Source organism: Streptococcus parasanguinis CC87K (assembly GCF_000507765.1).
Lineage (GTDB): Bacteria > Bacillota > Bacilli > Lactobacillales > Streptococcaceae > Streptococcus > Streptococcus parasanguinis_J.
The window spans coordinates 1,094,600-1,108,274 of the sequence record NZ_KI669401.1 but is presented as its reverse complement, the minus strand read 5'-3'; the positions used below and the strand labels follow the sequence as shown (position 1 = coordinate 1,108,274).

At 42.3% G+C, this 13,675-nt stretch carries 15 protein-coding genes; 14 read left to right on the top strand and 1 reads right to left on the bottom strand.

What is annotated here, in order from left to right; genetic code table 11:
• Positions 1-19 precede the first annotated feature (19 nt).
• From HMPREF1195_RS05420 to HMPREF1195_RS05395, 6 genes are read left to right on the top strand one after another with little or no spacing between them, the layout of a single operon-like run.
• Positions 20-1,393, top strand: coding sequence for a M20/M25/M40 family metallo-hydrolase (locus HMPREF1195_RS05420; protein WP_023918948.1), 1,374 nt, complete (start codon positions 20-22; stop codon positions 1,391-1,393).
• Positions 1,386-2,453, top strand: a complete 1,068-nt coding sequence (locus tag HMPREF1195_RS05415; RefSeq protein WP_023918947.1) for a methionine ABC transporter ATP-binding protein — start codon at positions 1,386-1,388, stop codon at positions 2,451-2,453. Before HMPREF1195_RS05420 ends, HMPREF1195_RS05415 begins: the two co-directional genes overlap by 8 nt.
• Entirely contained in the window at positions 2,450-3,142 is a 693-nt protein-coding gene (locus tag HMPREF1195_RS05410; RefSeq protein WP_003008487.1) for a methionine ABC transporter permease, read from the top strand. The genes HMPREF1195_RS05415 and HMPREF1195_RS05410 overlap by 4 nt, the downstream gene beginning before the upstream one ends.
• A 12-nt stretch (positions 3,143-3,154) precedes the next feature.
• On the top strand, positions 3,155-3,751 hold the full coding sequence (locus tag HMPREF1195_RS05405; RefSeq protein ID WP_023918946.1) for an MptD family putative ECF transporter S component: 597 nt from the start codon (positions 3,155-3,157) through the stop codon (positions 3,749-3,751).
• Positions 3,741-4,589: an SAM hydrolase/SAM-dependent halogenase family protein gene (locus HMPREF1195_RS05400; protein ID WP_023918945.1), complete on the top strand. Its 849-nt coding sequence runs from the start codon at positions 3,741-3,743 to the stop codon at positions 4,587-4,589. The genes HMPREF1195_RS05405 and HMPREF1195_RS05400 overlap by 11 nt, the downstream gene beginning before the upstream one ends.
• 14 nt (positions 4,590-4,603) lie before the next feature.
• Positions 4,604-5,155, top strand: a complete 552-nt coding sequence (locus HMPREF1195_RS05395; protein ID WP_023918944.1) for an ECF-type riboflavin transporter substrate-binding protein — start codon at positions 4,604-4,606, stop codon at positions 5,153-5,155.
• A 209-nt stretch (positions 5,156-5,364) separates the two neighbouring features.
• Here HMPREF1195_RS05395 and HMPREF1195_RS10705 read toward each other — a convergent pair.
• A protein-coding gene (locus HMPREF1195_RS10705; RefSeq protein ID WP_155246333.1) for an IS3 family transposase occupies positions 5,365-6,713 on the bottom strand; the annotation gives its coding sequence in 2 pieces (ribosomal slippage) (positions 5,365-6,248 and positions 6,248-6,713; 1,350 coding nt in all).
• 175 nt (positions 6,714-6,888) lie between these two features.
• Between HMPREF1195_RS10705 and HMPREF1195_RS05380 the strand changes: the two genes are divergently transcribed.
• From HMPREF1195_RS05380 to HMPREF1195_RS05345, 8 genes are all read left to right on the top strand, one after another.
• Positions 6,889-7,083, top strand: a complete 195-nt coding sequence (locus tag HMPREF1195_RS05380; RefSeq protein WP_003005328.1) for a helix-turn-helix transcriptional regulator — start codon at positions 6,889-6,891, stop codon at positions 7,081-7,083.
• A 28-nt stretch (positions 7,084-7,111) separates the two neighbouring features.
• A complete protein-coding gene (locus tag HMPREF1195_RS05375) occupies positions 7,112-7,594 on the top strand; it encodes a DUF6773 family protein (protein ID WP_003008473.1) in 483 nt (160 codons plus the stop codon).
• 10 nt (positions 7,595-7,604) lie between these two features.
• A complete protein-coding gene (locus HMPREF1195_RS05370) occupies positions 7,605-8,096 on the top strand; it encodes a DUF6773 family protein (RefSeq protein WP_023918941.1) in 492 nt (163 codons plus the stop codon).
• Positions 8,097-8,246: 150 nt separating this feature from the next.
• Complete coding sequence (gene trhO / locus HMPREF1195_RS05365) at positions 8,247-9,230, top strand: oxygen-dependent tRNA uridine(34) hydroxylase TrhO (RefSeq protein ID WP_023918940.1); 984 nt, start codon at positions 8,247-8,249, stop codon at positions 9,228-9,230.
• Between the two features lie 99 nt (positions 9,231-9,329).
• On the top strand, positions 9,330-10,235 hold the full coding sequence (locus HMPREF1195_RS05360) for a DUF4299 family protein (protein ID WP_023918939.1): 906 nt from the start codon (positions 9,330-9,332) through the stop codon (positions 10,233-10,235).
• Between the two features lie 156 nt (positions 10,236-10,391).
• On the top strand, positions 10,392-11,165 hold the full coding sequence (locus HMPREF1195_RS05355; protein ID WP_021153738.1) for a nucleoside phosphorylase: 774 nt from the start codon (positions 10,392-10,394) through the stop codon (positions 11,163-11,165).
• Positions 11,166-12,869: an ABC transporter ATP-binding protein gene (locus tag HMPREF1195_RS05350; RefSeq protein WP_023918938.1), complete on the top strand. Its 1,704-nt coding sequence runs from the start codon at positions 11,166-11,168 to the stop codon at positions 12,867-12,869. It begins immediately after the preceding gene.
• Complete coding sequence (locus tag HMPREF1195_RS05345) at positions 12,841-13,671, top strand: energy-coupling factor transporter transmembrane component T family protein (RefSeq protein ID WP_023918937.1); 831 nt, start codon at positions 12,841-12,843, stop codon at positions 13,669-13,671. Before HMPREF1195_RS05350 ends, HMPREF1195_RS05345 begins: the two co-directional genes overlap by 29 nt.
• Positions 13,672-13,675 lie beyond the last annotated feature (4 nt).

Below are 13,675 nucleotides of genomic sequence, written 5' to 3'. Positions count from 1 at the left end.
CGTGTATTAGGAGGAATGCATGCCTTTTGCAACAGAAGCGGAACAAATCCGTAAATTTGAAAATGATGAGGTCGCACAACATTATTTTGAAGTGTTGCGAACCTTGATTTCAAAAAAATCCATCTTTGCCCAACAAGTTGGTCTCAAGGAAGTAGCCAACTATTTGGGGGAAATTTTTACAGCTGCAGGAGCCAAAGTCGAAGTTGATGATAGCTACACAGCACCTTTTGTGATTGCCAAATTTTTCTCGCCAAATCCTGAAGCCAAAACCATCATTTTTTATAACCACTATGATACAGTACCAGCTGATGGAGACCAACCTTGGACGGGAGATCCTTTTACCTTATCAGTTCATTATGGGACCATGTACGGTCGAGGGGTTGATGATGACAAGGGGCATATCACGGCTCGTCTCACGGCTCTTCGAAAATACATTCGTGAAAGTGGCGATTTGCCAGTCAATATCACCTTTATCATCGAAGGAGCAGAGGAGTCTGCATCGACGGACTTGGATAAATACTTAGCTAAACACAAGAAACACTTGCGTGGGGCAGACCTCCTAGTCTGGGAACAAGGTACCCGAAATAATCAGGGTCAGTTGGAAATTTCCGGTGGTAGCAAAGGGATCGTCACCTTTGATATGGTGGTGAAGAGTGCAGAAGTGGATATTCATTCCAGCTATGGCGGTGTGGTAGACTCTGCTTCTTGGTATTTGTTAAATGCTATCGCCAGTCTTCGTGACAAAGAAGGCCGAATCTTGGTGGATGGGATTTATGATCAGATCCAAGAACCCAATGAACGCGAGCTAGCTTTGATCGAGCAATATGCCAACAAAGGACCAGAAGATGTAGCGGAAACCTATGGTTTAACCCTCCCAATTTTGAAGGAAGACCGAAAAGAATTCCTGCGCCGTTTCTATTTTGAACCAGCCCTGAATATTGAAGGTTTTGGCTCTGGTTACCAAGGACAAGGTGTTAAAACGATTCTTCCGGCAGAGGCGCGTGCCAAGATGGAGGTGCGCTTGGTTCCTGGACTGGATCCCAAGGATGTCTTAGAAAAGATCAAGCAACAATTGAAGAAAAATGGCTATGATCAGGTCGAATTGATCTATACTCTCGGTGAAATGAGTTACCGAAGTGATATGAGTGCCCCATCGATTTTAAATGTCGTTCGGCTGGCCAAAGATTTCTATAGAGAAGGAGTTTCTGTTCTTCCAACAACAGCGGGGACAGGGCCCATGCATACGGTATTTGAGGCTTTGCAGGTGCCGATGGCAGCCTTTGGAATTGGCAATGCCAATAGCCGTGATCATGGGGGCGACGAAAATGTGAAAATCGCCGATTATTACACCCATATTGAATTGATAAAGGAGTTAATAGCAAGTTATGAGTAAAGCAATGATTCAGCTGGACCACATTGATGTGACCTTCCAGCAAAAGAAACGTCAGATCCAAGCCGTCAAAGATGTGACCATTCATATTAATGAAGGCGATATCTATGGGATTGTAGGGTATTCTGGAGCCGGGAAATCGACCTTGGTTCGGGTGATCAATCTCTTGCAAGTACCTAGTGCCGGAACCATCACTGTTGATGGAGATGTGATTTATCAAGATCAGGTGACCCTAAAACCGGCTGCCCTTCGGGAGAAACGTCGGGATATCGGGATGATTTTCCAACACTTCAACTTGATGGCCCAAATGACTGTCGCAGAAAATGTGGCTTTTGCTCTTAAACATTCTAAATTAAACAAAGAACAAAAGAATGAGAAAGTGGCGAAATTGTTGGATTTGGTTGGTCTAGCTGACCGTGCAGAAAATTACCCAGCCCAATTGTCTGGTGGACAAAAGCAGCGGGTAGCGATTGCGCGTGCCCTTGCCAACGATCCAAAAATTTTGATCTCAGATGAGTCAACTTCAGCCTTGGATCCAAAGACGACCAAACAAATTCTAGCTTTGTTGCAAGAATTGAACAAAAAACTTGGTTTAACCATTGTCTTGATCACCCATGAGATGCAAATTGTCAAAGATATTGCCAACCGGGTAGCTGTCATGCAAAATGGCGAACTGATTGAAGAAGGGTCTGTTTTAGATATCTTCTCGAATCCGAAAAATGCCTTGACGCAAGACTTTATCACAGTTGCAACAGGTATCGATGAAGCCATGGTGAAAATCAATCAACAAGCGATTGTGAAGAACTTGCCTGATGATTCGATTTTGGCGCATCTTAAGTATGCAGGTTCTGTGACAGATACAGCCATCATCAATGATATTTACAAACAGTACCAAGTATCTGCCAACATTTTATTTGGGAACATCGAGATCCTTGATAACACGCCTGTTGGAGAGTTGGTGGTCATCTTATCAGGTGAGACTCAAAATCTGGAAACGGCCAAAGCTGAGTTAGAAAATGCAGGAGTTTCCGTGACTATTGTGAAAGATGGGAGAAAAGCATGATCCAGTTAATTCAAACATATTTACCAAATGTCTATAAATTAGGGTGGTCTGGCCAGTATGGATGGGGAACCGCTATTTACTTAACTCTTTACATGACTGTTATTTCCTTCATTATTGGTGGATTTTTAGGTTTGGTGACAGGGCTTTTGTTAGTCTTGACCCGTCCAGGTGGTGTTATCGAAAATAGAATCGTTTTCCAAATTTTGGATAAGATTACTTCCTTGTTCCGCGCCATTCCTTTCATTATCTTGTTGGCCTTTATTAATCCATTGACCTACTTGCTCTTGAAAAATACCATCGGCCCTACAGCGGCCCTTGTTCCACTGTCTTTGGCAGTCTTTCCATTCTTTGCCCGCCAAGTCCAAGTAGTCTTGTCCGAGTTGGATGGAGGCGTGATTGAAGCAGCACAAGCAAGTGGGGCAACCTTCTGGGATATTGTTGGTGTCTACCTTCGTGAAGGGCTTCCTGATTTGATCCGTGTAACAACGGTGACCATCATTTCCTTGATTGGAGAAACCGCCATGGCAGGTGCCGTTGGTGCTGGAGGATTAGGAACCTTGGCCATCAACTACGGGAAAAACATGTTTAACAATGATGTCATCTTTGTGGCGACCTTATTGATCCTGATTCTGATCGTTCTGGTCCAATTTATCGGGGACTTCCTTTCGAAGAAAATTAGCCACCGTTAGGATCAGTATCCAATGAATAGAATAAATGTGAATCAAATAAAACAAGTTGGAGCCTTCATTTTCCTCTATTTTCTTGCGATTGGACTGGGGGTCTTAGTTGGAAATCTGGTCGATCATCAAGGAAATATGTTTTATGCTCCTGCCTTTTCAGCCCTGTTTGGCGGGACGATCTACCGCTATTATCTAGAAAAAATAAAAGGAGTTGGATCTATCTTTATAGTTGGCTGCGTGATCGGATCCTTCTTCCTCTTTTCGCGTCATGGTGCAGGGGCCTTTATTCCAGCCTTGATCGCCGGAAGTTTTGCGGAGATGGTCGCCTCAAGTGGTCGTTTTCGCTCGAATTTACGAAATGCCTTGTCTTTTGTTATTTTTGCCTTTGCGACGACAGGACCCATTCTTATGATGTGGTTCTATCCAGCCAGTTACCGCATGTCGTTACTGGATCGTGGTAAATCGATAGACTATGTCAATCGGGTGATGGTATCACCAGATCTAGCGACCATCACTTGGTTTGTCCTCACGGTCATACTGGGTGCTGGATTAGGATGGGGACTATCGAACATCCTTCTTCCATTATTGGCCAAAAAAGGAGATAAAGATGCACAATAATTTACTAGTTCTTCAGTCAGACTTTGGTTTGGTGGATGGAGCAGTATCAGCTATGATTGGGGTTGCTTTAGAAGAATCACCAACCATTAAAATTCACCACTTAACTCATGATATTACCCCCTACAATATCTTTGAAGGGAGTTACCGTCTCTTTCAGACAGTAGATTACTGGCCAGAAGGGACAACCTTTGTTTCGGTGGTCGATCCTGGTGTCGGTTCCAAACGAAAGAGTGTCGTAGCTAAAACGGCGAAAAATCAATACATTGTCACTCCGGATAATGGAACTCTCTCTTTTATCAAGAAACATGTAGGGATTGTTGCTATCCGTGAGATTTCAGAAGTGAAGAACCGCCGGGCCAATACAGAGTTTTCTTATACCTTCCATGGGCGTGATGTCTACGCCTATACAGGAGCTAAGTTGGCCAGTGGCCATATTAGTTTTGAAGAAGTCGGACCAGAACTCAGTGTCGAACATATTGTGGAAATCCCAGTGGTTGAGACGGTTCTTGAGGATAATCTTGTTAAAGGTGCAGTTGACATCCTAGATGTGCGCTTTGGTTCTCTTTGGACTTCCATTACTCGGGAAGAGTTCAATCATTTGTCACCTGAATTTGGGGAACGTTTTGAAGTGACCATCTATAACAATGACATGCTGGTTTATCAAAACCAAGTAACCTACGGCAAGTCTTTCGCCGACGTGCGGATTGGACAGCCAATCCTTTATATCAATTCCCTTTACCGTGTTGGTCTTGCCATCAACCAGGGATCCTTTGCCAAGGCCTATAATGTAGGAGTTGGGGCTTCTTGGCATATCGAGATTAGAAAAATGGAAAATTAATAGGAGATATCATAATGAAACAGAAATCATTATTTTCAATTAAAGATGTTGTAGCTATTGGGGTTGGAGCAGCCCTCTTTGTCGTGATTGCTATGTTGCAAATCCCTGCACCTGCACCGAATACGAGCATTCAGTTGCAATATGCCCTTCAAGCTCTCTTTAGTGTAGTCTTTGGCCCAATTGTCGGCTTCTTAATGGGCTTGATTGGTCATGCCATTAAGGACGCTATGTCAGGTGGTCTTTGGTGGACTTGGATCATTTCAAGTGGTTTGTTTGGACTCTTTGTTGGTTTCTTCCGCAAACAAATCGGTGAATTTAAAGGGGAAGTGACAAAGAAAGAATTAATTGTCTTTAACGTTGTTCAAATCGTATCCAACCTTGTGATCTGGGGCTTGATTGCTCCGGTTGGAGATGTCTTGATCTACAAGGAAAGTGCCAATAAAGTCTTCCTACAAGGTGTTGTTGCCGGTTCATTTAATGCTTTAACAGTAGCTGTTGCAGGTTCTCTTCTCTTGATTGCTTATGCACGGACTCAAACAAAAGATGGAAGTTTGACCAAAGATTAAATGTACAGAAGATAAGAGAGTGGGACAGAAATCGGTAATTCGTTAGAATTCGATTTCGTCGTCCCACCTCCGCACAGTTGAGTAGGGCTATAAAAGCTGATGAAATCAGCGTAGTAGAGCCCACTCAACCACTGTGTCTTGCTCGACAATCCAAAAATAATTGAGAGGCTAGGATTTTTGTACTGACCCCAAAAAGTTAGACAATTAATTTATCCAAAGGATTTAGTTCTGTATTGTACAGGACTGAGTCCTTTTAATTTTACCTTAATGCGTTTGTTGTTGTAATAATCAATATAGTCTACAATAGCTTGTTCCAATTGCTCAAGTGAGTGAAACGTCTTCTCATAACCATAAAACATCTCAGACTTAAGAATGCCAAAGAAGGACTCCATCATACCATTGTCTGGACTATTTCCCTTACGTGACATGGACGGTTGGATCCCTTTATCCTCTAAAAATTGATGATAATACTGATGTTGGTATTGCCAACCTTGGTCACTATGGAGAATGGTATTTTCGTAATGCTCCTCTGTGAAGGCCTGGTCTAACATAGCTTTCACTTGTTCTAAGTTTGGTGAAGTTGAGAGATTATAGGCGATAATTTCGCTATTAAAGCCATCTAAAACTGGTGATAAGTAGAGCTTTTGACTGCTCGCTGGAATGGCAAACTCTGTCACATCTGTGTAGCACTTTTCCATTGGTTTGGATGCTTCAAACTGGCGTTGAATAAGATTATCTGCTTTCTTGCCAACTTCTCCTAGATATGAAGAATACTTACGTTTAAGACGAATACGAGCTGTTAAACCAAGAATTTTCATCAGACGCTGCACCCTTTTGTGATTGACCGCACGACCACGATTTCTTAATTCAAGAGTAACTCTACGATAGCCGTAATTTCCCTTATGTTCATCATAAATGGCTTGTATTTCCACTTTGATAGCTTGATCTTTATCCACTTGATTCAGTTGCTTTAAGTGGTAATAATAGGTTGAACGAGCAAGTTTGATAATGTTTAGAAGGATATCTAAAGGAAACTCTGTTACCAATCCTTGAACAATTTCTGTTTTTCTTCTTGCTCCTTTTCGTCCCTCAATCTGAGTTCCCTCAACTTTTTTAGAATGGCATTCTCCGCTCTCAAATATTCTAATTCTTCCTGAAGTCGCTCTATCTCTGTCATCTCTTCGGGGTTCTTCTTTGGTTTACGTCCCATTTTAGGCGGTCTCCCTCTTGTTTTCTCAACAATAGTATACCCGTTTTTCTTATATTGTGCTATCCAATTAGGCAACATTCCAACACTTGGAAGAGCATAATCTAGAGATACCCTTATTTGTGAACGACCTTCAATCAGAACTTTATCAATGATCTCTTGTTTTAGTTCAGGTGAATAGTAACAATTCTTTCCTTTTTTGACGATTTCTATTCCATAACGATCAATCAATTTAATCATGTACTGAAGATTGGGAATTTTTATCCCAAATATATTTGAAAGCTCTTTGAAGCTTCTCCCTTGTTTTCTAAGTTCATAGACCTGAACTTTATCTTTATAAGTTAATTTCATAATAAAAACACCCCAAAAGTTAGATTTTTTCTGTCTAACTTTTGGGGTGCAGTTCATTTTGTCCCAGCCTCTTTTTTGTTTTATCAAAAATATTTTTTACAAAATGTAAGATATATATTGCAAAATAGAAAATATAGTGTATAATAGAGCTATAAAAATAAGAAAGGAAAAGCCTGTGGCGAAAAATCTCAAATTAAAAATGGCCCGGGTCGAGCATGACATGACCCAGGGGGATCTTGCAGATGCCATTGGAGTGACGCGCCAGACCATCGGTCTGATTGAGGCGGGAAAGTATAACCCAACCCTCAGTCTTTGCCTTGCCATCTGTAAGACCTTGGATAAGACGCTGGATCAACTGTTCTGGGAGTAACAGTTTTAATAATAGAAAGAGGAAGAATATGAAACAAAAGAAAGAACCAATTGTAAAAGATGAACGGACCATGCTACTTGATGGAAAAATCGCAGGAGAACTTGTCCTTGGTATGACCTGCTTTATTGCCCTATCTGCCTTTGTGAAATCCAGTATCCTGGACTTAGACCTAGTCGCTTATCTCCCTGAGATGTTCCTTCTGATTGCCATGGGAGCCTATGCCTTTGTGAGAAGGATCAGTTCAGGGATTGATATCCGAGATATGTTAGAAAAAGATAGCTGGTTGAGTCGCCTTGGGTCAGGTCTATTCTTTGCTGTGCTTGTGACAGCTATGGATGTGATTGGAAAGAGAGAAGCAATGAGCTTTATCTTGAGTCCAAAGTATCTGGTCAAAATTCTATTAGAAATTCTCGTCTTTGCCATCCTGACAGATCTGCTTGAAAAACCACTTGCTCTTATCAATCGGAAAAAACAAGAGAAGATCGAGGCAGAATTAGAGGATGAAGAATAAGGAGGAAGGGATGAGATTACAATTGCTGAACAAACAAATCATAGATGAACGAGAAGAAGGCTTAGCTCATAAGGCTGGTGCTGAGATGGCTGTTTTTCTTTTCCTTGCCTTAACTGTTTTTAGTGTAGGATCCATTTTTACATCTAAGGTGGGGCTCAGTCCAATCATGGTGGTAGCCTTACTCATCGTCTCAGGATTATATTATTCGGTGCGTTGTCAACGATTGGGTGTGAGATTTATCAGTTATAGCTATCTAAATGTGACGGGAATTGTAGCAGTAACCTCTATTCTCTCCTTGTTCATCTGGGCTCAAAATTTTCAATTAAACCAAGCTGTCTATCAGGCAAATCCCTTCCATTCAAAATTCTTACTAGTACTTCCTATTACCTTTTTACTGAATCTTCCAATTGTATGGGGAGTGAATACTCTTGTAATGCTTCTTGCAAAAGTTGAGAAAAGACGCTATGAAGCCTATCTGGATCAGTTGGAAAAGGAAGAGTAGGAAGTTGGAACCCTGGTTTCATCGTATAAAAGTCTGGGAAACCAGGCTTTTATTTTTCAGTCAAATAAATTGCATTCGTTTTCTTGGGAGAGTATACTGGTATAGTTGAATGAAAAATTCTGATAATTTAATCTTAGAAAAGAGAATGACATGGCAAAACCTATTCGTGTATTACTTTATTATAAATATGTTCCCATCGAAAACGCAGAACAATTTGCGGCTGATCACTTGGCCTTCTGTAAATCAATCGGCCTCAAAGGACGTATCCTAGTCGCTGACGAAGGAATCAATGGAACTGTTTCTGGTGACTACGAAACAACACAAAAATACATGGACTACGTTCACAGCCTTCCAGGGATGGAAGACCTCTGGTTCAAGATCGATGAGGAAGAAGAGCAAGCTTTCAAGAAGATGTTTGTACGTTATAAGAAAGAGATTGTCCACCTTGGTTTAGAAGATGATAATTTCGATAACGACATCAATCCCCTTGAAACAACAGGTGCTTATTTGTCTCCAAAAGAGTTTAAAGAAGCTCTTCTCGACGAAGATACCGTTGTCCTTGATACTCGGAATGACTACGAGTACGATCTTGGACACTTCCGTGGCGCTATTCGTCCAGACATCCGCAATTTCCGTGAGTTGCCACAATGGGTCCGTGATAACAAGGAAAAATTCATGGACAAACGCGTTGTCGTCTACTGTACTGGTGGAGTCCGCTGTGAGAAATTCTCTGGCTGGATGGTGCGTGAAGGCTACAAAGATGTTGGTCAATTGCATGGTGGAATCGCCACTTACGGGAAAGATCCAGAAGTTCAAGGCGAACTGTGGGATGGGAAAATGTACGTCTTTGACGAGCGGATTGCAGTCGATGTCAACCATGTCGATCCAAGTGTTGTCGGAAAAGATTGGTTTGATGGCACACCATGCGAACGCTATGTCAACTGTGGAAATCCTTTCTGTAACCGTCGCATCTTGACCTCAGAAGAAAACGAAGACAAGTATCTTCGCGGATGTTCGCATGAGTGCCGGGTTCACCCTCGCAATCGTTATGTTGAAGAACACAACTTGTCACAAGCAGAGGTTGCTGAGCGTTTGGCCCTTATCGGTGAGACACTTGATGGAGCACCTGCATAATGGAAACAAACAGCCTGAAAGCTCAGGCTGTTTTTATATGGAAATTGATTGAAAATTGTGCTATACTTTAGGTAAGCGATTTCACAAAGGAGAAAACAAATGAGTATCGTGTTTTCAATCAAAAATAAAAAGAGCTTATTTGGCTATCAGAAAGTACTCACAGCACAGGAAGTTCTTAAATTAGTGGAGGGGTTAACAACCTACAACTATGATCCTGCCACCCTTCATCGTCCTTTAAATGATTTTGAAGGCTTGAACTGTATCGTATTTGGCAAGAGCGGTCTTCCTCTGCAGTTACGCTATTTTGATGAGGAAGAGTCTTATCAGATTCAGGTGCCCTCTTTTGCAATAGAAGAAGATTGGCAGTTGGCCCTTCGATGGATCAGTCGCCTAGGAGAAGTACTAGGAACCGAAATTGTATCGAGTGAGGGTGCAAGCTATACTCCAGATTCTATTTTCCATTTTGATTATGAAGTCGTTATCCTAGAAACGCTGGGGAATTTGACCAAGGAAAAAGATCTAAAAGAGTTTGAAGTACAAGGCTTCGCTCATCCAGTCTATTTGGATCGGGATACAGTGCAGGAAGTCTTGAACCATGTCCATCCACTAGAAGCCTACTCTGCCTTTATCAAGAAGATTCAATATAGTGCAGCTTATTTCAGTCAAGTTCGTTTTTATCAACAGGAGGAGACAGGAGCCTTCTTAGCCAGCTATAGCTTGACAGAAGATACGGATACGGTCTTGCCAAGCGTGCCACATGTTCCTGCAGAATATGTAGAAATTGTGGGCTTAGCGGGTATCATTGATTGGCGAGTTCTATTGGTTGCGATCGATGGAGATCCGGATAAGCCAGAAAATTACCATCCAGTCGGTTCTCTTGCACTGAAGAAACTTATAGAAGCGCTAGAGCCAGATGAATACCAGCTGCTAGATGCTAGTCAAATTGAAATTAAAAAATTGTCCAAAGAGCGCTTGCTAGAATTAGCGCAGTTGGAAAACAAGTAACAATATCGTAGGGAACTGTCCTTCCAACGTTTGATCCGAAAAATCTAACGTCTGGGAGCAGTTCTTTTTTTATGCTCTTCCTTTGATCAAAAACCAATGACTAGGCTAATTATGGTATAATAGGGGCCTAGAAGTAGAATGAAAGAGGTGCACGAAATGCTGTTAGAAGAATTTGATGCCAATCGACAGGCGATTATCAATCCACAAGACTTACACCAACCAATTGAAGGATTTCCCAAAGTAGTCATCTCTTGCTTTTCAAGAGTAACTTTTGCGCGCCTCCTTGAGAATTATGACCATGAGGTCATTGCAAGAACCTCCATGGCCAACTTTGAAGTCCTGGTCTATGGGATCACTATTGAAGACCAACAAATTGCTGCCTTTAATGCACCCGTTGGGGCTGCTTCCTGTGTGGGGATTATAGAGGATTTGATTCAATTTGGGATGGAAAAACTGGTGCTCTTTGGGACCTGTGGGGTTTTAGACCGTGATATCGAAGCGACTTCCATCATCATTCCAACGGCTGCTCTTCGCGACGAGGGGACTAGCTACCACTATCTGCCGGCTAGTGATGAAGTGGAAGTAAACAAGAAAACCCTCCCTCTCTTCCAAGCCTTTCTGGATAGTCACAAGGTTTCTTATCAGTCAGGAAAAGTGTGGACGACAGATGCACCCTACCGGGAAACCATCGACAAGATGAAGCGACGAAAGGAAGCAGGAGCCATCTGTGTGGATATGGAATGTTCGGCAGTGGCAGCCCTAGCAGTTTATAGAGGCTTTGAGCTCTGCCATTTCTTCTATGCAGCTGACCACCTCTCGGAAGAAAAATGGGATATCCGAACCTTATCTAGTCATGAAGATTTAGATAGCAAGGATCGCATCGCGGAGTTAGCCATCCAATTTGCTCTCTTTTGGGAAAAGGCAAACTAAATGAAAGAAGCAATGATTGAACTGAAGGATTTTTCCTTCCAATACAAGGCACAGTCTGAACCAACCTTGAAAAATCTCAACTTAACCATTTATAAGGGGGAAAAGGTTCTGATTGTTGGGCCGTCTGGTTCTGGTAAGTCAACCATTGGCCAGTGCTTAAATGGGATTATCCCTAATATCTATAAGGGAACCAGTAGTGGGCAATTCCTCATTCAGGGGAAAGAAGCCTTTGATCTCAGTATTTATGAGAAATCTCACTTGGTCAGTACGGTTTTGCAAGATACAGATGGCCAATTTATTGGTTTGAGTGTCGCAGAAGACTTGGCTTTTGCTCTTGAAAATGACATGGTGGATCTGGGAACGATGAAAGAGCGTGTGCAGAGTTGGGCAGAACGCTTGGATTTGATGAAGCTCTTGGATCATCGGCCACAAGATTTGTCCGGTGGGCAAAAACAGCGAGTGAGCTTAGCAGGTGTTCTGATTGACGAAAGTCCGATCCTCCTTTTTGATGAACCACTGGCTAATCTAGATCCCAAGTCGGGTCAGGATATTATTGATCTTATCGATCAGATTCATGAAGAACAGGGGACGACCACCATTATTATCGAACACCGTTTAGAGGATGTACTCTACCGTCCTGTCGATCGGGTTATCTTGATCAATCAAGGTCAAGTTCTCTTTAATGGGAGCCCAGATGAGTTGTTGAGGACGACACTGCTGGCTGAAAATGGGATTCGAGAACCCCTCTATTTAACAACTCTTCGCCAGCTTGGACAGGATATCAATCAATTGGAGCATCTGGATCGTTTGGACGATATCCAACTGGATGATGTAAATTGTGTGATTCCAGAAGCGACCTTTACTAAAACTGGTGAAGCAGAAGAACTATTGAAGTTGGAGCAGATTTCCTTTGCTTATCAAGAAAATCATCCGATCTTAAAAGATATATCACTCACGATTCCGAAAGGGCAGCGCTTAGCGATTGTTGGGAAGAATGGGGCAGGGAAATCAACTCTTGCGAAAGCCATCTGTGGATTCATTACCACAGAAGGGCAATACACCTCTAGAGGCGAAGATATCAAGCAGGAGAGTGTCAAGGAACGGGCTGAGCGAGTCGGCTATGTCCTGCAAAACCCCAATCAAATGATTTCGACCAATATGATTTTTGACGAAGTCGCTCTAGGTTTGCGCTTGCGGGGGATATCGGAAGAAGATATTAAGGAGCGTGTCTATCAAGCACTGAAAACTTGTGGTCTCTATGAGTTTCGTAAATGGCCGATTTCTGCCCTCTCATATGGGCAAAAGAAACGGGTGACCATCGCCTCTATACTAGTTTTAGGACCAGAAATTTTGGTCTTGGACGAGCCGACAGCAGGTCAGGACCAACGCAATTACACTGACATCATGGAATTTCTAGATAGCTTGCAAGAAAAAGGCCATACCATTGTCATGATTACCCATGATATGCAACTGATGTTGGATTATTCTGATCGTGCACTTGTGGTATCAGACGGACAAATTCTAGCTGATCTCTCACCTGCAGAGCTGTTCACTCATCCGGATATTTTACAAGAGGCTAATCTCAAAGAGACTTCGATTTTTGCCTTAGCCAATCGATTAGGAATGGATCCCTTGGCGCTAACGCAGTTTTATATGCAACAGAAAGGAGTAGATCATGAAGCATCGATTAGTCGGCTACCATGAGGGGACGAGTTTTCTTCATCGCCTTTCAGGTGCGAGTAAGTTACTCTTTCTTCTTTTTGTATCTCTTGCGGCCATGTTGAGTTATGATACCCGGCTCCTTCTAGGAATTGGTGTGGGCGCCTTACTGTTATTCTCTACAGCTCGTATTCGATTTCGGGATATTTCATTTGTACTTGCATTTGCTCTTGTTTTTGCACTGTTAAATGTTGTCATGGTCTATCTCTTTGCCCCTCAGTATGGTGTAGAGATCTACGGGGCAAAGACGGTACTGATGAAGGGGTGGGGCTCCTATAGTATAACCTCGCAGGAACTCTTTTATCTTTTTAATCTAGCTCTTAAGTATGTCTGTACCATACCTCTAGCCTTGATTTTTTTGATGACGACCCATCCTAGTCAGTTTGCTTCAAGCCTCAACCAAATTGGCGTATCCTACAAGATTGCCTATTCTGTCAGCTTGACTCTGCGTTACATTCCTGACGTACAAGAAGAATATCAAACGATTAAATTGTCTCAGGAAGCCAGAGGGGTGGAGTTGTCCAAAAAGGCCAAGCTGATCCAGCGGATCAAAGGCAATTTACAAATCATCTCTCCCTTAATCTTTAGCTCACTTGAGCGGATTGATAGTATTTCTACAGCCATGGAATTACGTCGCTTTGGTAAAAATAAAAAGCGGACCTGGTATTCTCATCAAGCCATGGAAATGAAAGATTATGGGATGATTCTATCAGCCTTGGCTGTTCTGGTTTTGAGTATTGTCCTGATCTTTCTCAATCAGGGACGTTTTTACAATCCATGGAGGTAATGAC

Bases quoted from the DNA above. Each gene is read 5' to 3' on its own strand.
- HMPREF1195_RS05420 (WP_023918948.1), top strand. From the start codon at position 20: ATGCCTTTTGCAACAGAAGCGGAACAAATCCGTAAATTTGAAAATGAT.
- HMPREF1195_RS05415 (WP_023918947.1), top strand. From the start codon at position 1,386: ATGAGTAAAGCAATGATTCAGCTGGACCACATTGATGTGACCTTCCAG.
- HMPREF1195_RS05410 (WP_003008487.1), top strand. From the start codon at position 2,450: ATGATCCAGTTAATTCAAACATATTTACCAAATGTCTATAAATTAGGG.
- HMPREF1195_RS05405 (WP_023918946.1), top strand. From the start codon at position 3,155: ATGAATAGAATAAATGTGAATCAAATAAAACAAGTTGGAGCCTTCATT.
- HMPREF1195_RS05400 (WP_023918945.1), top strand. From the start codon at position 3,741: ATGCACAATAATTTACTAGTTCTTCAGTCAGACTTTGGTTTGGTGGAT.
- HMPREF1195_RS05395 (WP_023918944.1), top strand. From the start codon at position 4,604: ATGAAACAGAAATCATTATTTTCAATTAAAGATGTTGTAGCTATTGGG.
- HMPREF1195_RS05375 (WP_003008473.1), top strand. From the start codon at position 7,112: ATGAAACAAAAGAAAGAACCAATTGTAAAAGATGAACGGACCATGCTA.
- HMPREF1195_RS05370 (WP_023918941.1), top strand. From the start codon at position 7,605: ATGAGATTACAATTGCTGAACAAACAAATCATAGATGAACGAGAAGAA.
- trhO (WP_023918940.1), top strand. From the start codon at position 8,247: ATGGCAAAACCTATTCGTGTATTACTTTATTATAAATATGTTCCCATC.
- HMPREF1195_RS05360 (WP_023918939.1), top strand. From the start codon at position 9,330: ATGAGTATCGTGTTTTCAATCAAAAATAAAAAGAGCTTATTTGGCTAT.
- HMPREF1195_RS05355 (WP_021153738.1), top strand. From the start codon at position 10,392: ATGCTGTTAGAAGAATTTGATGCCAATCGACAGGCGATTATCAATCCA.
- HMPREF1195_RS05350 (WP_023918938.1), top strand. From the start codon at position 11,166: ATGAAAGAAGCAATGATTGAACTGAAGGATTTTTCCTTCCAATACAAG.
- HMPREF1195_RS05345 (WP_023918937.1), top strand. From the start codon at position 12,841: ATGAAGCATCGATTAGTCGGCTACCATGAGGGGACGAGTTTTCTTCAT.